Annotated in this window: 22 protein-coding genes, 1 tRNA gene and 2 pseudogenes; 15 read left to right on the top strand and 10 right to left on the bottom strand. The window is 34.6% G+C overall.

The genetic code is table 11. From position 1 onward, the window contains the following. Window positions 1–15: 15 nt before the first annotated feature. A complete protein-coding gene (lpdA, locus tag ACJTDF_RS06600) occupies window positions 16–1422 on the top strand; it encodes a dihydrolipoyl dehydrogenase (protein ID WP_407965488.1) in 1407 nt (468 codons plus the stop codon). A gap of 134 nt (window positions 1423–1556) precedes the next feature. Here lpdA and ACJTDF_RS06595 read toward each other — a convergent pair whose 3' ends face one another. Together ACJTDF_RS06595 and ACJTDF_RS06590 are read right to left on the bottom strand one after the other, a co-directional pair. Beyond that, the gene (locus tag ACJTDF_RS06595) at window positions 1557–2795 is read right to left on the bottom strand and encodes a saccharopine dehydrogenase NADP-binding domain-containing protein (RefSeq protein WP_407965487.1); all 1239 of its coding nucleotides are present in this window, start codon (window positions 2793–2795) and stop codon (window positions 1557–1559) included. Window positions 2796–2850: 55 nt separating this feature from the next. Then, on the bottom strand, window positions 2851–3948 hold the full coding sequence (locus ACJTDF_RS06590; protein ID WP_407965486.1) for a carboxynorspermidine decarboxylase: 1098 nt from the start codon (window positions 3946–3948) through the stop codon (window positions 2851–2853). Between the two features lie 167 nt (window positions 3949–4115). Between ACJTDF_RS06590 and ACJTDF_RS06585 the strand changes: the two genes are divergently transcribed. The 7 genes from ACJTDF_RS06585 (at window position 4116) to mnhG (ending at window position 10790) form a co-directional block, all read left to right on the top strand. Then, window positions 4116–4598: a BA14K family protein gene (locus ACJTDF_RS06585; protein ID WP_407965485.1), complete on the top strand. Its 483-nt coding sequence runs from the start codon at window positions 4116–4118 to the stop codon at window positions 4596–4598. Between the two features lie 188 nt (window positions 4599–4786). After that, window positions 4787–7708, top strand: a complete 2922-nt coding sequence (locus ACJTDF_RS06580) for a monovalent cation/H+ antiporter subunit A (RefSeq protein ID WP_407965484.1) — start codon at window positions 4787–4789, stop codon at window positions 7706–7708. Further along, the gene (locus ACJTDF_RS06575) at window positions 7708–8049 is read left to right on the top strand and encodes a Na+/H+ antiporter subunit C (protein WP_078680796.1); all 342 of its coding nucleotides are present in this window, start codon (window positions 7708–7710) and stop codon (window positions 8047–8049) included. Before ACJTDF_RS06580 ends, ACJTDF_RS06575 begins: the two co-directional genes overlap by 1 nt. Further along, window positions 8049–9668: a monovalent cation/H+ antiporter subunit D gene (locus tag ACJTDF_RS06570; protein ID WP_407966237.1), complete on the top strand. Its 1620-nt coding sequence runs from the start codon at window positions 8049–8051 to the stop codon at window positions 9666–9668. Before ACJTDF_RS06575 ends, ACJTDF_RS06570 begins: the two co-directional genes overlap by 1 nt. Further along, window positions 9668–10153: a Na+/H+ antiporter subunit E gene (locus ACJTDF_RS06565; protein ID WP_407965483.1), complete on the top strand. Its 486-nt coding sequence runs from the start codon at window positions 9668–9670 to the stop codon at window positions 10151–10153. The genes ACJTDF_RS06570 and ACJTDF_RS06565 overlap by 1 nt, the downstream gene beginning before the upstream one ends. Then, window positions 10150–10431 carry a K+/H+ antiporter subunit F gene (locus tag ACJTDF_RS06560; protein WP_249674295.1) on the top strand — a complete coding sequence of 94 codons (282 nt, stop codon included), beginning with the start codon at window positions 10150–10152 and terminating at the stop codon, window positions 10429–10431. The genes ACJTDF_RS06565 and ACJTDF_RS06560 overlap by 4 nt, the downstream gene beginning before the upstream one ends. After that, window positions 10428–10790 (top strand): monovalent cation/H(+) antiporter subunit G, encoded by a 363-nt coding sequence (mnhG, locus tag ACJTDF_RS06555; protein WP_249674297.1) that lies wholly within the window; start codon window positions 10428–10430, stop codon window positions 10788–10790. Before ACJTDF_RS06560 ends, mnhG begins: the two co-directional genes overlap by 4 nt. Before the next feature lie 39 nt (window positions 10791–10829). On the opposite strand, the gene ACJTDF_RS06550 is transcribed toward mnhG, so the two are convergent. Together ACJTDF_RS06550 and ACJTDF_RS06545 are read right to left on the bottom strand one after the other, a co-directional pair. After that, complete coding sequence (locus ACJTDF_RS06550) at window positions 10830–11195, bottom strand: MliC family protein (protein WP_407965482.1); 366 nt, start codon at window positions 11193–11195, stop codon at window positions 10830–10832. Window positions 11196–11606: 411 nt separating this feature from the next. Beyond that, window positions 11607–11801 (bottom strand): annotated as a pseudogene (locus ACJTDF_RS06545) (3-dehydroquinate synthase); the annotation flags it as partial. 808 nt (window positions 11802–12609) lie between these two features. On the opposite strand from ACJTDF_RS06545, the gene ACJTDF_RS06540 reads away from it, so the two are divergent. The 3 genes from ACJTDF_RS06540 to ACJTDF_RS06530 all read left to right on the top strand — a co-directional run bounded on the left by ACJTDF_RS06540 (window position 12610) and on the right by ACJTDF_RS06530 (window position 15358). Continuing rightward, complete coding sequence (locus ACJTDF_RS06540; protein WP_407965481.1) at window positions 12610–13548, top strand: site-specific tyrosine recombinase XerD; 939 nt, start codon at window positions 12610–12612, stop codon at window positions 13546–13548. Window positions 13549–13622: 74 nt separating this feature from the next. Next, the gene (locus tag ACJTDF_RS06535) at window positions 13623–14579 is read left to right on the top strand and encodes an acetyl-CoA carboxylase carboxyltransferase subunit alpha (protein ID WP_407965480.1); all 957 of its coding nucleotides are present in this window, start codon (window positions 13623–13625) and stop codon (window positions 14577–14579) included. Between the two features lie 29 nt (window positions 14580–14608). Further along, window positions 14609–15358 carry a hypothetical protein gene (locus ACJTDF_RS06530; protein ID WP_407965479.1) on the top strand — a complete coding sequence of 250 codons (750 nt, stop codon included), beginning with the start codon at window positions 14609–14611 and terminating at the stop codon, window positions 15356–15358. Window positions 15359–15454: 96 nt separating this feature from the next. Here ACJTDF_RS06530 and ACJTDF_RS06525 read toward each other — a convergent pair whose 3' ends face one another. The 3 genes from ACJTDF_RS06525 to ACJTDF_RS06515 form a co-directional block, all read right to left on the bottom strand. Further along, window positions 15455–16516: a CobW family GTP-binding protein gene (locus tag ACJTDF_RS06525; RefSeq protein WP_407965478.1), complete on the bottom strand. Its 1062-nt coding sequence runs from the start codon at window positions 16514–16516 to the stop codon at window positions 15455–15457. Window positions 16517–16524: 8 nt separating this feature from the next. Beyond that, window positions 16525–17628, bottom strand: a complete 1104-nt coding sequence (locus tag ACJTDF_RS06520) for a D-alanyl-D-alanine carboxypeptidase family protein (RefSeq protein WP_407965477.1) — start codon at window positions 17626–17628, stop codon at window positions 16525–16527. A 96-nt stretch (window positions 17629–17724) separates the two neighbouring features. Next, a complete protein-coding gene (locus ACJTDF_RS06515) occupies window positions 17725–18540 on the bottom strand; it encodes a lysophospholipid acyltransferase family protein (protein WP_407965476.1) in 816 nt (271 codons plus the stop codon). Window positions 18541–18655: 115 nt separating this feature from the next. Here ACJTDF_RS06515 and thiD point away from each other — a divergent pair, with 115 nt between their 5' ends. Then, window positions 18656–19516: a bifunctional hydroxymethylpyrimidine kinase/phosphomethylpyrimidine kinase gene (thiD, locus tag ACJTDF_RS06510; protein WP_407965475.1), complete on the top strand. Its 861-nt coding sequence runs from the start codon at window positions 18656–18658 to the stop codon at window positions 19514–19516. Between the two features lie 53 nt (window positions 19517–19569). Here thiD and ACJTDF_RS06505 read toward each other — a convergent pair. Next, window positions 19570–19644: transfer RNA gene (locus ACJTDF_RS06505), tRNA-Gly, on the bottom strand. Window positions 19645–20395: 751 nt separating this feature from the next. Between ACJTDF_RS06505 and ACJTDF_RS06500 the strand changes: the two genes are divergently transcribed. Together ACJTDF_RS06500 and holA are read left to right on the top strand one after the other, a co-directional pair. Next, window positions 20396–20662: a hypothetical protein gene (locus ACJTDF_RS06500; RefSeq protein ID WP_407965474.1), complete on the top strand. Its 267-nt coding sequence runs from the start codon at window positions 20396–20398 to the stop codon at window positions 20660–20662. A 375-nt stretch (window positions 20663–21037) separates the two neighbouring features. Then, complete coding sequence (gene holA / locus ACJTDF_RS06495; protein WP_407965473.1) at window positions 21038–22081, top strand: DNA polymerase III subunit delta; 1044 nt, start codon at window positions 21038–21040, stop codon at window positions 22079–22081. 373 nt (window positions 22082–22454) lie between these two features. Here the strand turns inward: holA and ACJTDF_RS06490 are convergent, their stop codons facing one another. Continuing rightward, a complete protein-coding gene (locus ACJTDF_RS06490) occupies window positions 22455–24425 on the bottom strand; it encodes a hypothetical protein (RefSeq protein WP_407965472.1) in 1971 nt (656 codons plus the stop codon). A gap of 401 nt (window positions 24426–24826) precedes the next feature. Here ACJTDF_RS06490 and ACJTDF_RS06485 point away from each other — a divergent pair. Further along, window positions 24827–25333: pseudogene (locus tag ACJTDF_RS06485) on the top strand (tRNA (adenosine(37)-N6)-threonylcarbamoyltransferase complex transferase subunit TsaD); the annotation flags it as partial. On the opposite strand, the gene ACJTDF_RS06480 reads toward ACJTDF_RS06485, so the two are convergent. Next, on the bottom strand, window positions 25308–25547 hold the full coding sequence (locus ACJTDF_RS06480; RefSeq protein ID WP_407965471.1) for a hypothetical protein: 240 nt from the start codon (window positions 25545–25547) through the stop codon (window positions 25308–25310). The pseudogene ACJTDF_RS06485 and the gene ACJTDF_RS06480 overlap by 26 nt on opposite strands. Window positions 25548–26217 lie beyond the last annotated feature (670 nt).

Below are 26217 nucleotides of genomic sequence, written 5' to 3'. Positions count from 1 at the left end.
TGAAAGGGGAGACAGATGTCTTATGATATTGTTGTGATTGGAGCTGGTCCAGGTGGTTATGTAGCAGCAATAAAAGCTACTCAATTGGGTCTCAAAACTGCGATCATCGAAAAACGTGCAACATTGGGTGGTACGTGTCTTAATATTGGCTGTATTCCTTCTAAAGCATTGTTACATGCCTCAGAATTATTTGCTGAAACACAACATGGCTTTGATAAGCTAGGTATTTCTGTTTCTCAAGTTAAGCTTGATCTTGATAAGATGATGGCACATAAAAAGGCTGTTGTGACAGCCAATACAAGTGGCGTTTCTTTTTTGATGAAAAAAAATAAAATTGATACTTTTCATGGCCACGCAAAAATTTTAGATGCAGGTCAGATTGAAGTTCTTACCAAAGATGGGAATCAACACAAGGTTGCAACAAAAAATATTATTATCGCTACGGGTTCAGATGTATCAGGTATTCCAGGTGTGAATGTTGAAATTGATGAAAAGGTGATTCTGTCTTCGACAGGAGCGCTTGCACTTGAAAAAGTTCCTACACGCATGGTCGTTATTGGTGCGGGTGTTATCGGTTCAGAGCTTGGTTCAGTGTGGAGTCGTTTGGGCGCTAAAGTTACTATTGTAGAGTTTCTTGATAAAGTTTTAGGATCAATGGACGGTGAAGTTTCACGGCAATTTCAGAAGTTAATGGAAAAACAAGGGATTGAATATAGGCTTGGTGCGAAGGTAACAGCCGTTACTCAATCTAATTCAGTTGCTAAGGTAACTTTTGAAGCTGTTCGAGGCGGTGCTGCAGAAACTTTAGAAGCTGATGTTGTTTTGATTGCCACAGGACGCTCTCCCTATACAGAGGGGCTTGGTTTAGCTGAAGCAGGTGTTCAGATGGATGAACGCGGTTTTATTAAGATAGATGCACAGTGGCAAACCAATATTCCAGGAATTTATGCGATTGGTGATGTCGTCAAAGGTCCAATGTTGGCCCATAAAGCTGAGGAAGAAGGTGTTGCTGTGGCTGAAATTTTAGCTGGTCAAAGAGGTCATGTTAATTTTGATGTTATTCCCAGTGTTGTTTATACACAACCAGAAATCGCTAGTGTAGGTAAAACAGAAGAAGAGCTTAAAGCGTTAGGTGTTAATTATAACATTGGAAAGTTTCCCTTTATGGCAAATGGGCGTGCTCGCGCAATGCAAAAAAATGATGGATTTGTTAAAATTCTTGCTGATAAAAAGACAGATCAGGTTTTGGGTGGGCATATTCTTGGGTTTGGTGCGGGTGAAATGATTCATGAAATTGCAGTTCTGATGGAATTTGGTGGTTCATCGGAGGATTTAGGGCGTTGTTGTCATGCGCATCCTACCTTATCGGAAGCAGTGCGGGAAGCAGCTTTAGCGACATTTTCTAAACCTATTCATACCTAAAATTACTTTTTAACAGGGTTTCGTAGTCCTTTTTGAAAGCAGGATGGGAGAGTTTGTCCCCCTAATATCTTTATGTTTTGATAAAACCGCCTTTAAAAAAAGCGGTTTTATTGTATTTTCGTTGTACGAATAAACTAAAATTGTAATTTCTTATCGTTCTGTTGTTCTCTTACATAAGTTGGAAGTCCCATATGATCGAGATATTTTAGAAAAGGATGTGGTGGCAGTTCTTCCACATTCACCATAGTTTTTACATCCCATTCGCCTGTAGCAATAAGGATGGCAGCAGCCGCTGCAGGGACTCCAGCTGTATAAGAAATTCCCTGTGCACCAGTTTCATTAAAAGCTTGTTTATGGTCAGCTATATTATAAATAAAAACTTCTCTTGAATTTCCATTTTTTGTGCCTTTCACAAGATCTCCAATACAAGTTTTTCCTGTATAATTTGGTGCTAAAGAGGCTGGATCAGGTAAAACAGCTTTCACAACTTTTAAAGGAACAACTTCTTGACCTTCTGCTGTTTTGATAGGCTGTTCGGATAAGAGACCAAGATTTTTAAGAACGGTAAAGACAGTAATATAACGTTCACCAAAACCCATCCAAAAACGAATATTGGGAACATCAAGATTTTTGGACAATGAATGGATTTCATCGTGTCCTGTCATATAAGCTTTTTGTTTTCCAACGATGGGTAAATCCCATTCACGACTGATTTCAAACATTTGGTTAGAAGTCCATCGTCTATTTTGCCATGACCATACTTGTCCTGTAAATTCCCGAAAGTTAATTTCTGGATCAAAATTTGTAGCAAACCAACATCCATGATTTCCAGCATTGATATCAATAATATCAATATCGGTAATCGTATCAAAATAATTATCACGTGCTAATGCTGCATAAGCGTTAACAACACCAGGATCAAAACCTGCTCCTAAAATAGCAGTGATGCCAGCTTTTTTGCATTCTTGACGTCTGGGCCATTCATAATTGCCATACCAAGGGGGTGTTTCACAAATTTTCAAAGGGTCTTCGTGAATTGCTGTATCGATATAAGCGCATTTGGTTTCAGTACAGGCTGAAAGAACTGACATATTAAGAAAAGAGGAACCAACATTGATAACGATTTCGCATTTTGTTTTTTGAATAAGTTTGACAGTTTCTCCGACATTCATTGCATTGAGTGCATGACTTTTAATTGTGCCTTCTATTTTCATGGCTTTTTTTTCTTGAATGGAAGAAATGATTGCATCACATTTTTTTTGTGTTCGTGAAGCAATATGAATTTCACCAAGAATATCATTGTTTTGGGCACATTTATGTGCAACAACTTGTGCAACACCGCCAGCACCAATAATGAGAACGTTTTTTTTCATTGTAAGTTCATCTCCTTTTATACTGCTGCATGATGATTTTTATCTGTTATATTCATTATGAAAGGCTATTTTTATAGTCATTATAGCTAAATTTACGTTGAAGTGTTAAGACTCCATTACATTCTTTAGTAACAATGGCAGGCATTGCAACGCCATTAAACCAATTTTTTTTAACCATTGTATATCCTGCAGCGTCTTGAAAGGATAGTTTATCACCTATTTTCAGAGGTTTAGGAAATTGAAATGTTCCAAAAATATCTCCAGCAAGACAGGATTTACCGCAAACCATAATCTCATAGGGACCGTGATTTGGTTCTAATTTGGCATTTTCACGATAGATTAAAAGATCGAGCATATGCGCCTCAATTGAGCTGTCAACAATAGCGAGATTTTTTTTATTATATAATGTGTCAAGAACGCTAACTTCTAATGTGGTGCTCTTGGTAATAGCGGCTTCTCCTGGTTCCAAAAAGACAGTTATGCCATAAGTTTGAGAAAAACACTTTAAACGTTCTGCTAAATCTTCTAAAGGATAATTTTCAGCGGTAAAATGAATTCCCCCGCCGAGGCTAATCCAGTCAACTGCAATAAAGAGGTCTTTAAATTTTTCCTCAATTTGGTTAAGCATTTGATTAAAAAGATTAAAATTACTGTTTTCGCAATTGTTATGGATCATTAAACCGTTAATGAGAGGTAAGACTTCTTTAATAGCATCCTGATTGGTTTCTCCTAAGCGACTAAAAGGGCGAGAGGGATTTGCAAGATCAAAATTTGATGCACTTATCCCTGGATTCAATCTTAAACCCCGTTGCATAGTTTTTGTTGCGTTAGCAAAGCGTTGCAATTGTTGAATTGAATTAAAAATGATTTTATCTGCGTAACTACAGGCTTCGTCAATTTCATCATCGGCCCATGCAACTGAATAAGCATGAGTTTCTTTGCCAAATTTTTCTTTTCCTAAACGGAGTTCATAAAGGGATGATGATGTGGTGCCATCCATATACTGGGACATAATATCAAAGAGACTCCATGTTGCAAAACATTTTAAAGCAAGTAAAACTTTCACTCCTGATATTGCTCGTAAATGGGCAATAGTCTTCATATTTTTTATGAGTTTAGATTTATCGATAAGATAATAGGGAGTCTCAATCATTTGTTATTTGTTCTCATTTGAAGGATCTTATTGTTCATATTAACGTTTAGTACATATAGCAACAGAATGTCTCAAGGAAAAAATAGCAGTGAGAAAATCTATTTTTATTTGGCAGTAAGAAGACTTTCTGTAATTTGTTTTTATTCAGTTGTTTTGAGATGTATATTATGTTTACTATTAAAAACTTAAATTCCATTTTGTCTATTGCAACGATTGTCAGTATTTTCATTATAACGACCAATATTTCTAATATTGTATACAAGAGTGGTGCTAAGGCAAAAGCGGTTGATCAGCTTTCTGTTCAAAATGATTCACCTCTTTTGACAATTACTGGGCGTAAGGAACTGAATGGTTTTAAAGGTTATCGTCATTATCGGCATGGTTATCGCAAATATAGCGATGGCTGGTGGTATCCTGAAAAAGCATTTGTTGCATATACATCTTCAGATGTGAAAGATATGCCCCTAGAGATTATATCAACTCAAAAAGATAAATTCATTACTTCTTTAGAAAAAAAAGAGCTGTGGAATGTGAAGCAACATATTGATTATTGTAAAGCTCATTATCGTTCTTATACTCAAAATGATAATAGTTATCAACCTTTTCATGGGCCCCGCAAACAATGCTTGTCGAGCTTTTTCAAAGGGTAAAGAATATAAAAGGTAAAAACTTTGAAATATTTTATATGGGTTTTGTGCATGAAGTGATCATTTTGTAAAAAATTTTTACATTTTTAAGTTTTATTTAAATCTATTATTGTAAGTGTGAAAGGAAGAATGATTTTACATTTTTTATTTTACCAATGATAGAATATTAAAAATAAAATGGAGTTCAGCTAATGACAACACGGGAAGCAATATTAATATTGCTTGTTTTGCTTCCTTTTAGTGGTAGTGTTATCATTGGTTTTTTTCGTTCAACTGCTAGAAATAATGAAGCCTGGTTTGCTGGAGCTGTTGCACTTTTTAGCCTTCTTTTGACAATTATGCTGTATCCAGCGGTTTGTAGAAGCGGTGTGGTACGTTTAGATCTTGCTTGGATTCCAGAATGGGGAGTTAATCTAACCCTCCGCATAGACGGTTTATCATGGCTTTTTTGCCTTTTAATTACAGGGATAGGATTTCTTGTTGTTGTTTATGCGCGCTATTATATGAATCCAGCAGATCCAGTTCCACGATTTTTTTCCTTTTTTCTAGCCTTTATGGGATCAATGACAGGAATAATTTTATCAGGAAATCTCGTATTTTTGGTGATTTTTTGGGAACTTACCAGTATTTTTTCTTTTTTATTGATTGGTTACTGGTATCATAATGCCAGTGCACGTGATGGTGCGCGTATAGCTTTAACAATTACCGGTTTAGGGGGTTTTGCACTGCTGATCGGAGTTTTATTGATTGGCCATATTGTTGGCAGTTTCGATCTGGATAAGGTGTTAGAATCTGGAAATCTCATTCGGTCGAGTTCTCTTTATATTCCGGTTCTTATTTGTGTTTTATTAGGGGCATTAACAAAAAGTGCACAATTTCCATTTCATTTTTGGTTACCCAACGCAATGGCTGCTCCAACGCCCGCATCGTCTTATTTACATTCGGCGACAATGGTAAAAGCGGGTTTATTTTTACTTGTTCGATTATGGCCTGTTTTATCTGGAACAGAAGTTTGGTTTTGGCTTATTGGGATTTCGGGATTGATAACATTGCTTCTTGGTGCTTATTGTTCAATGTTTCAGCAAGATTTGAAAGGTCTGCTTGCTTACTCAACGCTTAGCCATCTTGGTTTAATTACCACGCTTTTGAGTCTTGACAGTCCCCTTGCTTGTGTTGCAGCAATTTTTCATATGGCTAATCATGCTACTTTTAAAGCATCATTATTTATGGCAGCTGGTATTATTGATCATGAAACAGGTACGCGTGATATGCGTAAACTGACAGGCCTTTTTCGTTATATGCCTATTACAGGAACTCTTGCTTTAGTTGCGAGTGCTGCAATGGCTGGTGTTCCTTTACTTAACGGTTTTTTATCAAAAGAAATGTTTTTTGCTGAAACAGTTGAAATTCATATGGAATCTTGGTTGAATAGGATCACACCTTATATAGCAACGTTAGCTAGTTTGTTTAGTGTAACTTATTCTATACGTTTTATTTATAGTGTTTTTTTTGGACCTGATCCTGTTCATTTACCCAAACAACCGCATGAACCACCACACTTTATGCGTTTTCCAATAGAATTATTAGTTTTTATTTGTTTGGCAGTGGGTATTTTTCCTAATTTAACAATGGGATCTATTTTAGATAATGCCATAGTAGCTGTTTTAGGACCAACAACATTTTCTTATAATTTGGCTGTTTGGCATGGTTTTAATGCTCCATTAATTATGAGTTTTGTTGCCTTATCAGGGGGGACATTGCTTTATATTTTAGGGCATCGCTATTTTCTATCATGTGATGAGGGAGTTCCTCTTTTTCGTTCTTTAAAAAGATTGCGTATTTTTGAGCGAATTTTTATGATTATTTCTTGGAAATGGCCATGTGCAGCAGAAGCTTTTTTATCAACACGTCGTTTACAAGTTCAATTATGTTGGGTACTTTGTGTGTGCTTTGTGTTTGTTGGTCTTTTATTGTGGCGTGACGGGTTAGTTTCAGCAGGACCAGAGCCGCTTTTTCCTCTTGATTTTCCTTTTATTGTTATTTGGTTGATTGGTGGATTTTGTGCATTTTTAGTTGCCTGGCAGGCAAAGTTTCACCGTTTTGTGTCATTAATGCTGTTGGGAGGCGCTGGTTTAATGACTTGTGCAACATTTTTGTGGCTTTCTGCTCCTGATTTAGCGGTAACACAATTGGTTGTTGAAGTGGTGACAACAGTATTGTTACTTCTTGGTTTGCGCTGGTTACCTAAGCGTTTGCATTATCCTACCTCTTCTGTATCTGTTGGATCTTTAGTGTATTTACGTCGTGTTCGTGATTTTATCATAGCATTTGTCAGTGGTGCAGGTATAGCATGGCTGTCATTTGCGGTAATGACGCGTCCACAAAGAATGACAATTTCTGATTTTTTTCTAACACGAGCTTATTCTGATGCTGGTGGGCGCAATGTTGTGAATGTTTTGTTAGTTGACTTCCGTGGCTTTGATACAATGGGAGAAATAGTAGTTTTAGGCGTTGTTGCACTTACTGTTTTTGCGCTTTTACGGCGTTTTCGTCCTGCACCTGAAAGTATAACCCCTTTTCAACAACATATGCATATGGCTTTTAATAAAGAACAGCTTAATCGTCAAGACGAGGATACTTTGTTCGATTATTTAGCTGTTCCTTCTGTTATTATGCATTGGCTTTTTCCTATTATTATTACTTTTGCAATTTATTTATTTATGCGTGGCCATGATCTTCCAGGAGGTGGATTTGCTGGAGGTATTACTTTGGCAATAGGATTTATTTTACAATATCTCGCTACTAATATTCGTTGGGTGGAAAGTCATTTAAGGGTTTTGCCTTTGCGTTGGATGGGTTTCGGTTTGTTATTATCGGTAGCAACAGGGGTAGGTTCTTGGTTTTTTAAATATCCTTTTTTAACGTCTTTTTTTCAATATACGAATCTTCCTTGGATTGGAAAAGTTCCTACTGCATCTGCCTTTTTATTTGATTTAGGTGTGTTTTCTTTAGTGATGGGCGCAACTGTTCTTATTTTAATTGCAATTGCGCATCAATCAATTCGAGTTTATCGAATTAGTAAAAAACCTAATTTGAAAAAAGGGGAAAATTAATGGAAGTTGTTCTTTCTTTAGCTATTGGTGTTCTCGTTGGATCAGGTATTTGGCTTCTTTTACGTCCACGAACTTTTCAGGTTATTCTTGGTTTGTCATTAATTTCTTATGGCATAAATCTTTTTATTTTTTCAGTAAGTAGACCTCGTAGTAATGCAGCCCCTATTGTTGATCCATCTCATACGATCAATCCAGCAAATTATGCTGATCCTCTTCCGCAGTCTTTGGTTTTAACAGCAATTGTGATTAGTTTTGCGACGACAGCTTTATTTTTGGTTATTCTCTTGGTATCACGTGGCTTAACGGGTTCCGATCACGTTGATGGACATGAGGCAAAGTGATGGAAGCTTGGTTACATCATTTACTTATTTTGCCTATTCTTTTGCCATTAAGTACTGGAGCATTTCTTCTTTTTTATGATGAACGTAATTCACAGCTTAAATCGCTTATTAGTCTTTCTTCTGTGGGTTTATTGATTATTATTTCTATTTTGCTGTGTATACGTACTCTTGAGGTAGCGCCGGCTTCAGATGTTTATCGGCTTGGTAATTGGCCTTCTCCTTTCGGTATCATTTTGGTTCTTGACCGTTTAAGTGCTTTGATGCTTTTACTTTCAAGTTTATTGATTGCCGCCACGTTTGTTTTTTCACAAACTTATTGGTGTAAGGTAGGGCCTCATTTTCAGTCATTGATGCAGTTTTTAATAGTAGGGATTAATGGTGCTTTTTTGACAGGTGATTTATTCAATTTATTTGTATTTTTTGAAGTTATGTTAACCGCTTCTTATGGGCTTGCTTTACATGGATCGGGGCAGTCACGAGTTCGTGCTGGTATGCATTATATAGTGATTAATCTTTTTGCTTCATTTTTGTTTTTAACTGGTACGGCTTTGATTTATGGAGTAGTAGGCACGCTTAATATGGCTGATTTGGCAATTAAAATAAAACATATAGCTTCTACGGATATTATTTTATTTGAAATAGGTGCAGCACTTTTGGGTGTTGCTTTATTGCTTAAAGTCGGTATGTGGCCACTTAATTTTTGGTTGGTACCAACTTATGATGCAGCAGCAGCTCCTGTGAGTGCTGCTTTCGTGATTTTGAGCAAGGTGGGCATTTATGTTATTTTACGTTTAACATTGTTATGGTTTGGTCCTGAAAGTGGATATTTTACTCATTTTGGTTATACGATTTTATTTTATGGTGGACTTGCGACTTTAACTTTTGGTTTTATTGGAGTATTGGCGAGTCAAGCTTTGGGACGTTTAGCGGCTTATAGTGTTCTTGTATCTTCTGGAACATTGTTAACAGCAATTGGAACAGGGAATATAGTGTTAACAGCGGGGGCACTTTTTTATATTGTTTCTTCAACTTTAGCGCTGGGAGCTTTTTTTCTTTTGATAGAATTAGTTGAGCGGAATCAGGATGTCGCTGCTGATGTTTTAGCTGTTACAACAGAAGTGTATAATGATGAAGAAGAGGAAGAGGAGGATGAAGTAGGTACTTATTTACCAGTAACTTTAGCAATTCTTGGTGCTTGTTTTGGTATTTGTGCTATTTTAATTATCGGATTACCACCTTTGTCTGGTTTTATTGCGAAATTTATGATGATTATGGCAATTTTTAATCCAAAAGAAGGGGATTCTGCTGCATATATACCAGTTGTACAAGATTGGCTTTTTATAATTTTTGTTATTATTTCTGGTTTTTCAACTTTAATTTCAATGACAAGAGCCGGTATTCGGATTTTTTGGGTTTCTCTTGAAGGTAAAATTCCACATGCGCAAGTAATCGAATTTACACCTATTGCTGTTCTTTTAGCTTTGTGTTTTGTTACAACAATTATGGCTGGATCTGTTAGCCATTATATGTATGAAACGGCTAAAGTTTTACATTATCCTAAAAATTATATCAGTAGTGTTTTAACTGATTTTTCTCTACAAAAGATGGAGAAAAATTGATGAATCGTTTTTTTTCTTATCCTTTTTTTAGCTGTGCGATTGTTTTAATGTGGATGATTTTAAACGGTTTTAATTTAGGTCAATTTCTTTTAGGCATTATTATTGCTTTGTTAAGTAGTTTTATGATGCAGCTTATTGAGATGAAAACAGCCACCATTAAAAATTGGAAAGCGGTTTTTCTATTATTATTTCGGGTATTTATAGATTCTATTTCTTCAAATATTTCAGTCGCTTGGTTAATTTTAACAAAAAGGCGTGAAAAACAAAAATCTGGTTTTGTTGTTATCCCTCTAGTGCTTGAGAGCCAGATAGCTTTAGCTATTTTAGCATGCATCTTGGCAGTAACTCCAGGTACCGTTTGGATTGCTTATAATAGCAAAAATAGTGAACTTTTAATTCATGTCTTAAATTTAATAGATGGAAATGATTATGAACAGTTGATCAAACAGCGATATGAGCAGTTGCTTTTGGAGATTTTTTCATGAGTATGGTTATTCTTTATTGGGGACTTTATCTTTCACAGCTTTTTTTAAGTTTGGCAATGATTCTAGCATTTTTTCGATTGATTCGTGGTCCAAGAGCACAAGATCGAATTGTTGGTTTGGATGCTCTTTATATGACAGCTATCCTTTTATTTCTGACGTTTGATATTCGTTCAGGGACAACTATTTATTTTGAAGCTGCTCTCATTATTAGCCTTTTAGGTCCTATATCAAGTATCGCTTTGGCAAAATTTTTAATGCGTGGAGAAATTATTGAATGAAGGATGATATTTCACTTTGGAGTGCTATTATAATTAGCATTTTTTTAATACTGGGATCTAGTCTTACTCTCATTGGAACGATAGGACTTGTACGTTTTTCCAACTTTTATGAACGTTTGCATACATCTTCATTGAGTACAAGTTGGGGAGGGAGTAGTATTATTATTGCTTCCTTTTTTTATTCAATGCTTGTGGATCATAAATTTGTTGTTCACGAGATATTGTTGATAATTTTTTTGTTTATGACAACACCAATAACTTCTATGTTGTTGTCACAAACAGCATCTTACCGAAATCAATCAGAGGATTCTTTAAAAAAACCACTTTCTCTTTTATTTCATAAAAAGAAAAAATCATAAAATTTAAAAGAATGTAAAACTAATTGATAAAAGCTTATTTTATTGCTTATCTTCTATTGTACAAAAAATAGGTTTCTTTTCTTCTGGATCATTGATAAGATCAAAAAGTGTAACTTCATTTTTAGCTTCCCACCAAATATACTGAGCTCCTGCATATTTTGATCCTGAAGCAGCGATAACATTTGCTCCGATAATGCGCTCGCCTTTCCATTTAAAATCGACTAACGAAATATTATCAGCATTAAGATAAGTTGCTTCGACTTTTTCTTTATTTGTTCCAGTATCACATTGATAAACAACATTTTTTATCATAGGTTCTGGAACATCTGGTACATTGATTACCAAAGAGCCAGCGAAGGCAGTAATTGGATTGAACAATAATAAACTTAAGTAGAGTTTTTTCATAATGTTTCCTTAATTATTCAAAGTAATAATTGTAATTTAAGGAGTGGTGTCTACGGCAGGATTCGAACCTACGACCCCAGGATTCATACCACTTCGATTTTCATCGCCAGCTTTATCAGAAAAACTGTTTGTGGTCTGGACTGTCTCTTCACCTTAAAGTTTATGCTTTTTAGGTGCTGCCCGTTCAGTCTCTACACTTTTCTCTTTGATTTAAAAAGAGACTTAGCTCGGGATTGACATACAAATTCTTGTGAAGTTTTCCCCGAATTTGAGCAGATTCACTTTTAGAATTTCTTCTGAAAGTGCCCAATTTTTAGGAATCCTGTGCTCTATCCTACTGAGCTACGCAGACCCAATCACATTAATTTTATAGCGAAAGCGTTAAGGTTAATCAATCATTATAAGTATTTATTAACGCGTTTTCATTAATTTTTGTTTTAAAAAATTTAGAATGACATTCGGTGTAATATGTTTTGCAATAAATAATTGATTGAGTTTGCATGTTAGGATGATAGTTAGACTATTTTTTGAAATTTTCTTATCTTGTGCTATAAAAGTCATTAACATTTCAGTCTCTGGAATATCCTGTAATTTTGTAGGTAAACCAAATGTGTTGCCAAGATTTAGTAAAGTGTATGCTCCAGTTTCATATATTTTTTTGTGCAAGGAGCATTGTGCGGATCGTATAATATTTTGTGCTACTCTACGTTTTCTGTGATTGTTAATCATTAAGTTTACTTTTAAATGGATAGGGTAGCGTTGTTCTATGAGTTCTTGATGATTTTTTTAAGTCTTTTTTTGAAGCAATAGTCGAGTGGGATACTTTAAAACACATTTAATGAGAATATTAAGATCTGTTTTTGAGCCATATAGATATCTCATTTTGATATATGATTTTCGGTATATAAGCTCTTACGCTTGTTGCTAAAATGAGAGAGATTTTTAAAGGATATTTAAATGATGCTTTGCTCAAGAGTGTGAAACTCTATTTTATTAGCATCATAAAAAAGTAAATTAGGCATGATGACAACATGTTTTTCAATGACTGATTTTTCTGTACCCATGAGACCAACGAATATGAGTGTTCATCGGTTAATATAAAGTAACAGTTGATTTTTTATTTGTGTTGTGAGGATATTTTTAGAATAATTATTATTTATGATTTTATTTCGATATCTATCTATCTTAAAGTCAATACCTGTTAATCTTTATCAGATACGATAGAAAATTAAGATTTTTTTAGAATAGTTTGTTTCATGCCAACATTAACCCGATTTTTAATAATATTTTTCATTTTAATTATTATTCTTTTTAGCATTATGATCGCACTTGTAGTTTATGTTCAACCAGTGATGGTTGATATAAATCTTGATGTGCCTTTAGATTTATTAAAGGAATCTTTGAAAGAAAATACATGAAAAATAATGCTGCCATAGATCGTTTTCTTGAAATGATGAGTGCGGAACGAGGAGCTTCTGTTCGTACACTTTTAGCTTATCAACATGATTTACAATGGGCACAAAATAAATTGTCTTCGTGTTCTATTTCATTTTTTTCGGCGCAAAGAGAAGATTTGGTCAATCTTTTATCGCTCATGCAGATTGCTGGTTGCGCTGCAACTTCACAAGCACGTCGGTTATCAACTTTACGTCAATTTTTTCAATTTCTGTATGCTGAAGGATTAAGAGAAGATGATCCTTCTAGTGATATTGATTCACCGCGCCAAGGCCGCTCTTTGCCGAAAATTATCAGTGAAGATGCGGTGACAAAATTACTTGATTTTGCACAGTTGGAGACAGATCAAGCGGAGTATGGATCGCAGGATTATTACCGTGCTTTGCGTCTTCAGGTATTGCTTGAAATGCTTTATGCAACAGGATTACGTATCAGTGAGCTAGTCAGTCTTCCGGTTCAAGCTGTACGAAGAAAAGAGCAATTTATTTTAGTTCGCGGTAAAGGTGAAAAAGAGCGAGTGGTACTTGTATCAGAGAAGGCACGTCAAATTCTGTCGCAATGGTTAATTTTGCGTGATCAGGGAAAAGATGCAAAAAGTTTTTACCTTTTTCCTGCTCGTTCATCGACCGGATATATTGCACGCCAATTTGTTGCTCGCGGATTAAAAGATCTCGCTAAAAGAGCAGGAATACGAAGTGAAAACTTTTCTCCTCATGTGTTGCGCCATGCTTTTGCAAGCCACCTGTTGCAAAATGGGGCTGATTTGCGTGCGGTTCAACATTTATTAGGTCACTGTGATATCTCTACAACTCAAATTTATACACATGTATTGGAAGCTAGGCTGCATCGTTTGGTTAATGAACATCATCCGCTTATTGATCAGTGTAAGAGTGGGTAAAAAAGATTATCTTTTGAAAAATACTTTAAAAATAAATTATAAGTGTATAAATTATACAAAATAAGTTGGATGCAATGTATAATTATCTTGATTTTGAAAAACCAGTTGCTGATCTTGATCTGCAAATTCTTGAATTAAAGAAAATCGCTCAGGAAAAGGATAGCCTTAATATGAGTGATGAGATTGCGCGTCTTGAAATGCGTTCTCAAACAGCTTTGAGAGATCTCTATAAAAAATTATCACCGTGGCAAAAAACACAGGTGGCTCGTCATCCTGATCGACCTCATTTTATGGATTATTCAGCGCAATTGTTGACTGATGTTACGCCTTTGGCAGGTGATCGTAAATTCGCTGAAGATGCAGCTATTCAAGCTGGTTTTGCACGCTTTAAAGGTGACGCAATTGCTTATATAGGTCAAGAAAAAGGTTATGATACGCAAACCCGTTTGCACTATAATTTTGGTTCTGCACGTCCAGAAGGATACCGCAAAGCTGCGCGTATTATGGAAATGGCTGATCGTTTTCAGTTACCATTACTGACTTTTGTTGATACCGCGGGTGCTTATCCTGGAGTGAGTGCTGAAGAACGTGGACAGGCAGAGGCAATTGCTCAATCAACAGCTGCAACTTTACGCTTACAGGTTCCGGTTGTTTCTGTTATTATTGGAGAAGGAGGTTCTGGGGGAGCGATAGCAATTGCTGCAGCCAATAAAGTTTATATGTTGGAGCATTCGATTTATTCGGTTATTTCACCAGAAGGTGCGGCTTCTATTTTATGGCGTGATTCAGCTCGTGCAAAGGATGCTGCAACGAATATGCGCATTACTGCTCAAGATCTTTATAAGTTACAGATTATTGATGGTATTATTCCTGAGCCTTTGGGAGGAGCGCATCGGGGAAAAGAAATTGTAATTGAAGCAACAGGTAATATGATTTCAGATGCTTTAAAGTCTATGGCTGGGAAAGATGGAGAAACTATTAAAAAAGAGCGTTGGGAAAAATATCTTCAAATTGGTCGTTCTTTGAGTTGATATATTTACTGTCGGAGACTTTTTATTCAATGAAATTAAATAAATTGTTTTCAGCCGTACTTTTTATTGTAACTGGAATGTTGATGGCATGCCAGGAGAGATTACCTACTTCTTTTAAAGCTAAAATTGAACAGTCGTTGCCTCGAGAAATTCTCGATAAAATGGCGATGCATGATATTGATCAATATGCACCAATTATGATGCGATTTTTTAAGGAAGATAATATTGCTGAAATTTGGAAGCAAAATCGTTCAGGAGTATTCGTTCTTGTTGTAAGTTATGACATTTGCAAATGGTCAGGCCAGCTTGGGCCTAAATATCGAGAAGGCGATTTTCAAGCCCCAGAAGGTTTTTATACCGTTCAGGAAAATCAAATGAACCCTTATTCAAAATATTATCTTTCTTTTAATATAGGTTTTCCTAATCTTTATGATCAGATTCATGGCCGTACAGGGAGTTATCTTATGGTTCATGGAGCCTGTACTTCTGTAGGCTGTTATTCAATGAATGACAGGAATATGGCTCAAATCTATGCCTTTGCGCGAGATGCTTTTAGAGGTGGGCAAAAAGAGTTTCAGTTACATGCTTTTCCTTTTCGTATGACCGATGTTAATATGCAACGCCATCATATGAGTCCTCATTATGAATTCTGGATGATGCTCAAAGAAGGTTATGATTTTTTTGAAACAAATCGTAAACCTCCCAAAATTACTGTTTATGATAAACGTTATGTTTTTGATCATTTTATTGATGAAACTTCAGTTGCTGTAGCTTTATAAGGATGAGCTATATTGAGAATATACGATCCTTCAGTTATAAGAGTGATATAAAGTAAATTGTATGTGAGTAGTTGATTTTTTAATGTACAAAGGAGATTAAAATTTTACTCCTGGAATAGCTAAAGGATTATCTAAAATAGCAGTTTTATCTGGAGTATCTATTGCTGGTTTATTTAAACAAGCATCAAACAGTTTTTGTATTGCCTCTTTTTCAACACTATGGGTAATAATGACAAAGCGAGTCTTTGTGATGCCTTTTGGCCATGCCGGAAGCCTTATTGGTGGATGAAAAAATGTTTGTACCCCATGAAGAATAAGTGGACTATGCGGATTATCTTGCAATGCGATAATGGCTTTTACACGGAGTAATTTTTCACCATAAAGATCTTTTAAGAGATTTAGAAAAATTTTTAACGTAGCAGGATAAAGCGGTTCATTACAGTCTAATGAAAAAGCGCGAAAATTTTGATAATGAGAATGATCATGTGAAACAGTGGGGAGCCATTTTTTTAGCTCTATGTTACCTTCTCTTTTATTCCAAATTATTTTATTTATTAATTCATGTGGGCTGCATTGGTCAGAATGGGAAGTGATGATTTGCGCTGTGGGATTAAGAGCTTTGAGTTTATTGGTGAGAAAATCTAGGGGAATTGTATGGTCAGTAAGATCGGTTTTTGTAAGAATAATTTTGTCAGCAAAAGCCAGTTGTTTTTGTATTTCAGGATGAGATTCGAGAATAGGAGGAGCGTTTAATGCATCAAATGTTGTAATAACAGCATCAATATCTAATGCTTGAGTTAAGAGAGGATGGCTTAAAAGAATTTGTAAAATAGGGGCAGGATCAGCTAAACCTGTTGTTTCAATTATAATGCGATTCAATTGTTTGAGATGTTTTGTTTGAGTGTAATCAATTAAATCAACTAACGTATCGACTAAATCGCTGCGCAAATTGCAGCATAAACAGCCATTTGTTAATTCAATAATTCCTTCTGTTGTTTTTTCAACAAGAAGATGGTCAATGCTTACTTCACCGAATTCGTTAACAATAACAGCACTGTTAGCTAAGAGAGGATCTCGCAGCAAATAATTAAGCAAAGTTGTTTTACCAGAACCTAAAAAACCGGTAATAAGAGTGACAGGAATACGTGTTGTTTGCATTTGAAATATTAAATGTGATTAACTGCTTTTGTCATATAGTGATAGGGAGGCCGTTTATGTGGAATGGGAATTTCTCGTATTATTTTTCCATTGATTTTCAATGTTTTCGGTGCGCTAATGAGTTTTACTTGCAAAGGAAGAATAGAAGAAGGTAAAGCAGTGATTAAAGGCGAGGTGAGAATAATATTTCCTTTTTCATCATAAGAATCTAAACGCATTTTTATAGCTTCAGGTGTACATATTTGTTGTCTCATATCGGTTATTTGTGATATTTTTGTACCATAAGGTTCTAATGTTGCTAATGTTGATTGAGGAGACCCTTTATCTGAAAATCCTGCATTGAGCAATTGTGCTGCTTTTTCTTCTCTTTTATTGATACTGTCTGATCCCAAAATAACAACGATAATTGTTCGCTTATTTCTGGTTGCTGAAGCGACAAGATTGAAACCGGAAGAACAAATAAATCCTGTTTTCATGCCATCTATGCCATCAAAACGACCAATAAGATTATTTGAATTAGGTTGAATTTTTTGTCCATTGCCAAAATCAATAGCTGGAATAGAAAAATAATGAGTATATTGAGGAAATTCTCGACGGATTTGAACCGCTAAAAGAGCAATATCCCGTGCTGTGGAGTAATTATTTGGATTTGGCAATCCACTTGTATTTGTAAAATTGGTTCCAAACATACCTAGACGTTGAGCTTCTGCGTTCATTTGTTTCACAAAAGCTTCTTGTGAACCCGAAATAGCTTCACTTATAGCAATAGCTAAATCATTTGTAGATTTAACCAAAGTAATTTTTAAAGCCGTATCAAGTGTAAGAACAGAACCGGCTTTATAACCTGAATTGATGGCAGGCGCTTGCGCTGCATTTTTGCTTATGGTGATATGCTTGTGGGGTGAAATTTTTCCTGTGCTCATAGCTCGGAAAATAACATAAGTCATCATTAATTTTGTTAAAGAAGCAGGATACCAACGTTCAAAAGCTTGATTATGCTTTAATATTCGTCCAGTTGTAGCGTCAACAGAGATGAAAGGATGGGCTAGAGTTAGAGAGCTTATTATACTTAGAATGAAAGAGAAAAAAAGTGTGTGGAAGAGTTGGCGCATAAAGTAAATTCCCCCATTATTTTTAGATTTAAGTAATCCAGTACTGTTTTAATTTTATTATAAAGATTTTTGTATATACATAAAGAGGATGAATATTTAATCACGCACAGGTCCTTTCCAATTATGACCAAGTGTTTGAAGTCTTTTAACTGCAGAAGGTGGCATAGGGGGAGGATTGGGATCTTGAGCAGCTAATAGAAGTAACTCATCACAAGCTTTTTCTGTTTTTTGAATGAGTTGGTCCAAAAAATCACGTTTATTTAAGCCGGCTTTAATAGGCGGAAGAATACGGACACGAATTGTTCCTGGATAGCGACGAAAATTATTACGTGGCCAATATAAACCAGCATTGTGGGCAATGGGTACAACTTGAAGTTTAAGTTCATTGTAAAGAGCAGTAATTCCTGGTTTATAATCTGGATCTTGACCAGGTTGTTTACGCGTCCCTTCGGGAAAAATGAGGATTTCACGTCCTTGCTTCGCTTTTTGTTTTGCATTGTGTAAAATAATTTTAAGAGCTTTAATAGGACTTGTCCGGTTAATCGGAATGATTTGTGTTTTTGCCATGTACCAACCGAAGAAGGGAATCCACATTAATTCACGTTTGATAATGAGAGCGGGATCATTAAAGTAGGGAACAAGGCTGAAAGTTTCCCATGCGGATTGATGTTTTGGAGCAATGATGTAAGCCCCACTCGGGAGGTTTTCTATGCCTTCAATTTCATAGTTTGTTCCAGCAATGTGTTTTTGCAAAAACAATGTAATACGCGCCCATATTTTAGGCACAATCCATGCTTGCTTACGCGGCATCAAAAAATAAAAAGGTGCGTAAAGAATCATCTGTACAAAGGTTGTTATGTAAAAAACGAATGTAAAAAGAAGAGAGCGAAAGATAAGCACTACATTTTCCATTTCATGTCTACCAAGAAATTTTATTTATAATGCAATTTATATGAGAAAACATCTTTAATTAAAACTTTTTCAAGTACTTCTTTTAAAGTATTTAAAATTATAAGGAAAGAACCATATGACGTTACAGATTGGTAAAGATAAGTTTATTCCACGAATTTTGTCCATTGCTGGTACTGATCCTTCTGGTGGTGCTGGAATGCAAGCCGATTTAAAGGTTTTTTCAGCAATGAAAGCTTATGGTATGAGCGTAGTTACAGCTGTTGTTGCACAGAATACACAGGGTGTACGTGCTTTTCAAGCATTGGATTCGTCTTTTGTTGCTGATCAAATTGATTCGGTGTTTGAAGATATTTGTGTGGATGCTGTTAAAATTGGGATGGTTGTGAATGCTCAGATTGCACAAGTCATTGCAGAACGTTTGGCTTATTATAAAGCCCGTTTCATTGTTTTTGATCCAGTTATGGTGGCAAAGAGTGGTGATGTTCTTTTGAAACCTGATGCGATTGAAGTTATTCGTAATGTTCTTATTCCTATGTCAACATTGATTACACCAAACTTACATGAGGCAAAAATATTGTTGAATCGTGAAATACAATGGTCATTAGATGCTATGTATCAGCAAAGTCCGCAACTTTTGGCATTGGGTTGTGGTGCTGTTTTATTGAAAGGAGGGCATTTAGATGTTCTTGCTTGCAAGACTACAAATCATTACGATTTTTCTAGTCCTGATATTTATTGTGATTCCAAGGGGAGTGTGATGTTGGAAGCTTCTCGTCTCAGTACAACCAATAATCATGGTACAGGTTGTACCATTTCCGCTGCAATTGCAGCACTTTTACCTACAGAATCTTTATTTGATGCGGTCAAAAAAGCTAAAAATTATTTAAATAGCGCTTTATCTGCTTCAAATACTTTAAACGTAGGAAAAGGACGCGGCCCACTTCAGCATTTTTGTGAACTTTGGGATCATAGATAAGAAGGATTCTTAGAAAAAAATCTATAGCCTGAAAATAAGCTTACATTAACTAATGGAGCGGGCGATGGGATTCGAACCCACGACCCCAACCTTGGCAAGGTTGTGCTCTACCCCTGAGCTACACCCGCTTAAGAATTTGAACTACTGTTCATCTAAACGCTATCTGTATGGCGTAGGCTTTTCCGAATTGCAACAAAAAAATAACGTTTCACTAGATTTATTTTTTGTTGTTTTAAAAATAAGAATAAAAATTGATTTTAAAAGTGCTTAAGCTCTACAATTATTTTACACGCAATGGTAATATGATCGTGTTGAAAATAGTGAGATAGTGTGCTGTTGTAATTATTTTTTGGGACACCAGCGGTTTTTCTTTTGCATAATCTGCGGATTTTAATTTATTTTTTAAGATGCAAAAATAGAATTTTAAATGTGCTTCTACAACAATCATATTTACTAAATGCCTTTTTAAATCTGTGTTTTTTATCACAATATTTGAGCATAACCTTTCTTAAGGGGTTGATATTTATCCTTATTTCTTGTTTCTATTTCAGGATCAAAATCGATAAATGCTCATTAAAAATAGAGTCTTTTTCTTCTGGTACGATAATGTTCATCAAATAGGTGTCTTTTTATCTATTTTGTCTGAACTAACAAAAACTCTTAAAATTGGTCCTGTCAGAGATAAAATATTCATTTGTGGAAAAGGGAAGAAAAAAATTAACCCAAAAGGGCTTTGGTAATTTATTTAGAGAGTTTTGTAATGAAGCCGGCATAAAAAATCAGCTCATGGATTAAGGAAAATTAGCGACAGCAAAAGCTGTAAACTTAAATGCAACAGTGTTACAATTCAAAGCGATTTTTGATTGGATAAGTGATAACATGGCAGCTCTTTATATAAAAGGCATTGATTACAAAAGGCTAGCTATCGAAATGATAAAAAGCTCCAAAAAAGTAAGGAATAGGATAAAAAAACGCAATAAAATCAATAACTATAAAATCCTTTATCTTTATAATAAAATATTGATTTATTATTATTTTGCTTTTTGGCATGGAAATTTAATAAACGCAGAAAATCAAATTAGCATCGCTCTGATAGAGGATTGTAAATCAATAGCAACAGTAGTTTTGCGAAATAAGAACGTTTAATGGAATCTTAAAAATATCTTCAGAACTACTAAACAATAACTTTAATGGGCACTATCAAGGAAATTGTAGTTAGCTACTTCATGTAAGCTAATGCTTTGTTGCTTGATGTCATTTTCTTAGTATTAGTTCAGAAATAGCTGATTTTGTGATATTTTTGACTGAAGAATTATTAAGGAGAAACTGTTATTATAGTGGTGAATTCCATGTATTAGATTTTTGATTATAAGGGATCAGATTCTAATGTTGCATAGTGCAAAGTTTTTTTGGACAGTTGTTAAGAAGAATATAAAAGTTTAGATATAGGCAACGAAATTAAACTATTTCAGAAAGTTTGTAGTGAAGTTTTTGATGATAGATTTTTAATGGATTAATATTTTGGCTCAGAAAAAAGCACATGAAGTTGATCAGTTTTTAAAACATTTTTCACGTTCTTTTCCTATCGTTTTAATTTATGGACCAGATCGGGGTCTTGTTTGTGAGCGTGCACAACGTTTTGCTAAGCTCTCTCAGGTGGCGATAGAAAATCCTTTTACCACTGTTCGTTTAGATGCGGCTGAAATTGATAAAGATCCTGCACGATTAGGGGATGAAGCACGCACTTTATCGCTCTTTGGTGGTGATCGTTTAATATGGGTATCTAATGGTGCTAACCAAAAAGGTTTTCTTAAGGCGCTTAAACTTTTAATAACAGAACCACCAGAAGCAAGTTTTATTTTAATTGAAGCGGGAGATTTAAAAAAAGGAGTAGGACTACGTAATATTATTGAAATGGCATCAACAGCGATTGCTTTGCCCTGTTATGCGGATAATGCTCATTCTCTTGACATCTTGATTGACGAAATTTTAGGTGAATTCAATATAACTCTCTCTTTGGAGGCGCGTCAATGTTTGCACCAAAATATCGGAGAAGATCGTCTTGCATCACGTAGTGAATTGGAAAAGCTTTGTCTTTATACCTTAAAAAAGGCTCATGTTGCTTTTGAAGATGTAAAAGCTATTGTTAGCGATGTGAGTACCCTTTCTCAAGATGAAGTAATTGATGCTGTTTTACTAGGAGATTTAGTAGGTTTTGAAACTTATTTTAGCTGTTGTATAGCTGTAAACAAAACATCTCTCTTTGTTTTAAATACGGCTCAAAGACATTTTCAACAATTACAGCTTTTACGTTATCAAATAGAAATTGAAGGTAAAAATTCTTTTGTAGTAGTTTCTCAGGCACAACCACCAATTTTTTTTCAAAGGAAAAAAATAGTTGAACAAGCCTTAAGGTATTGGAACTTAGAGAAAATTTTGTATGCAATGAAAAAAATACAATCGGCTATTTTAGAAAGTCGTAAAAATCCACTTTTAAGTGAAGCAATCATTCATAAAGTTTTACTGAAACTGACGATTATTGCAAAGAACCAAAAGAATTCTTAGGATATCTGATTAAGGAAGAAGTAATGATAAATCACTTAACTCTACTAATACCAGAAAGACGATTGTACAAATTACTTTATAATTCATGTGAATTCTTGGTTGGTAATATCATGAAGAATATTTACATAATTATCTTCTCATATCTCTCAAGAACAGATATTTCTTATTACTAAATTTTCTTAGATTCATATTTTTGTCAGAATTTTTAGTAGAAGGACTTCTTATAAGTAAATTATAATTTGTTGTGATATATCTAAGACTTAAAAATACATAAACTAAGAATCTGATCTAGTTTGTACTATCCTTATAAGTAGCTATCACTGGTTTGATAGCTATTTCTGATGATTCCTTGATATAAAATTTTCTCTCATATTTACATAGCAACCTGTGCAGACTTAGCACGAGGAGGAACTTTGGAAACACTGGAATCAGTAAGGGCATTGTCATTATTATTATCAGTTACATAAACCTTCTCAGCCATATGAATCTCCTTCGCTACATGAATCTCCTTCGCTATATGAAGCTCTTTAACAGTATGAATCTCTTCATCTGTTTTAACCTTATAAGTTACAACCTTTTGATCATCATGATCTTCAATTTCAATTACACTTTCATTAAAAGTTCTAGTTATGCTTTTATTAAAAGATCGCATTTTTCTTGTATGAAAAGCGTTCTCTTCTTTTTTATGAAAAACTTCAATTTGTGTTTTGTCAAGAACTTCCATGTTGCGATCAAAAATAACATCTGTCATGTAAATTGTTTCAAAATCAGAAACCCGTACATCATTAACTTCAGCATCACCGAAGATTTTGACTTGACCAGCAATTATGGAGTTACCGAAAACTTTTGCATCACCGAAAACTCTGGCATGCCCATGAATTGCAGCATGACCACCAATCTTAGCATTTTCAGTAATTGCAGCAGCGTCATAAACTTTTGCCTCATTAGATAGCTCGCTATTACCGAAAACCTGAGCTTTTCCAAAAACACGAGCATTTCCATCAATTCTGGCAGACTCCCAAATTTCGGCAGCATCATAAATTTTGGCATGCCCAGAAACTTTGACTGTACCAGAAACTTTGGCATTATCGAAGATTTTAGCATATCCGAAACATTTAACCTGCTCATTAAGTATAGCATGTCCATAAACTTCAGCATGATCATATACTTGAGTGTTTCCTCCAATTATAGATTTCCCAAAAATTCGAGCATCACTATAAATTGCAGCGTGATTGCAAACTTTAGCATTATCATAAACCTTGGCATCATCAAAAATTATACTGTAACCATAAATTTTGGCATTTCCCCAAATTTTCGCATTGCCTTTAATATGAGCATTTTGAAAAATCTTGGCTTTTTCTTTAACTTTGGCGTTTCCATAAATTCGAGCATTACCATAAACGCTAGATTTACCAAAAATTCTTGCAGTTTCATAAATCTTGGCGTTGTCGTAAATCTTGGGGTTATCATGAATTTCTATATTCCCCATAATTTCTGCATTGCCGTAAATCTTACCACCAGTAATAATGGCATTTTGACAAATGTGAGAATTGCCGTAAATCCTGCAATTTCCAGAAACCTTGACATTATCATAAATATTAGCAGCACCATAAATCCGGCTTTTGCCATAAATTTCACTGTTCCCAGCAATCTTAACATTACCGTAAACTACAGCTTTCTCATGAATTTTGCTTTTTTGACTAATATAAGCATTTCCATAAATCTCAGCATTATCAAAAACTTGGGCGTGGTTAGTAATCTGAGCTTTGCCATAAACCTTTGCATTACCATAAATTTCTGCATGTCCGTAAACATCGGCGTGTCCATACACTTCTGCCTTACCACGAACTTTAACATTACCACTAATGTGACATTTGCCATGAACTTTAGCATGATTATAAATTTCAGCGCTCCCAGAAACCAGAGCTTTGCCATAAACTTGGGCATTTCCGTGAATTCTGGCAATATCCTGAATCTTAGCATTCCCATAAACTCTAGCGTTTCCAAGAACCTCAGCGGTACCATAAATCCAACAATCACCTTCTTGCGATAAATTTTCTTCATTGTCAACAAAACCACCCCAATCACCTTCTGTTACATCTGAAAAAGATCTAATTGCTTTAATACGATAAGGTGCGGGATTTTTCCCTGTTAATACACAGATATATTTCGGTTTTGGAGGCTCTTTTAGTAGGTTCAAATCCTTTAATTTTGGTACGATAACGTTCTGTTTGGAAGATTCCTCTTTTTGTTCCGATTCCTTTTTTTGTTTCTTTGAGAGAACTTTACTTTTTAATTGTTCTAAAACTTCATTTTTAAAAAAAAACTTTAAATCTTTAGGCATATGAAACCTCCATGTTCTACAATAAAGCTATTTGGAATAATGAATTTTCTCAAGAATAATGACGTTATGTGTTTTAAATTTTTACGTATTGTGTTATTCAAATCACATAATACTGGATGTTAATAGTGCATAATCAAGAAAATTTTAAAAATAAAAATAATTTGTAATCAAAGTTGAATATTTTTCATGAATTATTCATTTGTTTTTATTGTTGCTAAACTAATAGTAATTCATTGAAATGGTTGTAACCCTTAAGTTTTATTGCTAACTATTTCAACAGGATAATAAGTAAAATCATTAACGCTTCTATTTTATTTGCAAAGTGAAATTCTTTGCATCTTTATTTATTCATGATACGTGTATCTTTTAAAGATATTCTATAATGTAAGATTTGACCTAAGATGCGTTTGTTGGGAATAGAAACAAGTTGTGATGAAACTGCTGTCGCTGTTATTGAGCGCAATGATGAAGGAAAAAGCCGTATTCTTTCTAATATTATTTGGAGCCAAATTGATCACCATGCACCTTATGGTGGTGTTGTTCCTGAAATTGCTGCACGTGCTCACGTTGAAGTTCTTGATGGTTTGATTCTCCAAGCGCTTACAGAAGCCGATCTAAAACTTAAAGATATTGATGCCATTGCAGCAACAAGTGGTCCTGGTTTGATAGGAGGACTTTTAGTTGGACTCATGAGTGCAAAAGCGTTAGCTTTTGCTACCAAAAAGCCTTTTATTGGAGTTAATCATTTAGAAGGACATGCTTTGACAGCTATGTTAACGCATAATGTTAATTTTCCTTATTTATTACTCCTAGTTTCAGGTGGTCATACCCAAACAGTTCTTGTTCATGATGTGGGTCATTACCAGCGTTTAGGAAGCACTATTAACGATGCATTAGGAGAGTTTTTTTTCGTTCTGATTCGAGAACTTGCTTTTCTGGTCTTGGTTTAAGCTCTTGTAGTTCTAATTCGAGAACTTGCTTTTCTGGTCTTGGTTTAAGCTCTTGTAGTTCTAATTCGAGAACTTGCTTTTTTAATTCTGATGAGAAAATTGCATCTTGTGGTTCATCTTGTGGTAATTGTTTGTATCCATTTTTAAAAAAAGATTTTAAATTCTTAAGCATATCTAATTCTCCATGCCCCACGTAAATTTAATTTATTTGAAATAATGGATTTTTTCAAGAATGAGTATATTAGTTTTTTTTAATTTTTACTTATTGTGTTATTTAAAATACGTAATAATAAATGATTAATAGTCCATAATCAATAAAATAACACTTTAGATATAATTTGTAATCAAAGTTGAAGATAATTTTCATAAATTATTTATTTGTTTTTATTGTTGCTAAACTGATAGTGATTCATTGAAATGGTTTTAACCCATAAGTTGTATTGCTAATTATTTCAACAGGATAATAAGTAAAATTATTAACGATTCTACTTGCTTTATTAAGTTTTAATAATTTGTCGCTTCATTACTCATTTGAAGGGAGATCAATCATTTACAATATACTTATAGGACTTTTTAAAGATTGCTAGATAGTTTACACTTTCGCAATTTTTTGAAGTTTCTCATTTCCATTCAATTGTAATAAATGTCCAAAAATCTTCAAAACTTTGATTAATACAATTAAGACAGGAGATACCAGATAATTTTTAAAGAAAAATTGTTGGTATAGTTGGCATAATAAGTAAATATAGTTCTCTAAATGCAAAAGCTTATAGATCTATTAGAATGATTTTTTCCGTAATTGTCTCAGGGCAAGCAATCAAAATGTGTTAATTTGTCATTGG

The organism is Bartonella bennetti (assembly GCF_045945445.1).
Classification (GTDB): Bacteria; Pseudomonadota; Alphaproteobacteria; order Rhizobiales; family Rhizobiaceae; genus Bartonella.
This window is presented reverse-complemented; position numbering and strand designations above follow the sequence as displayed.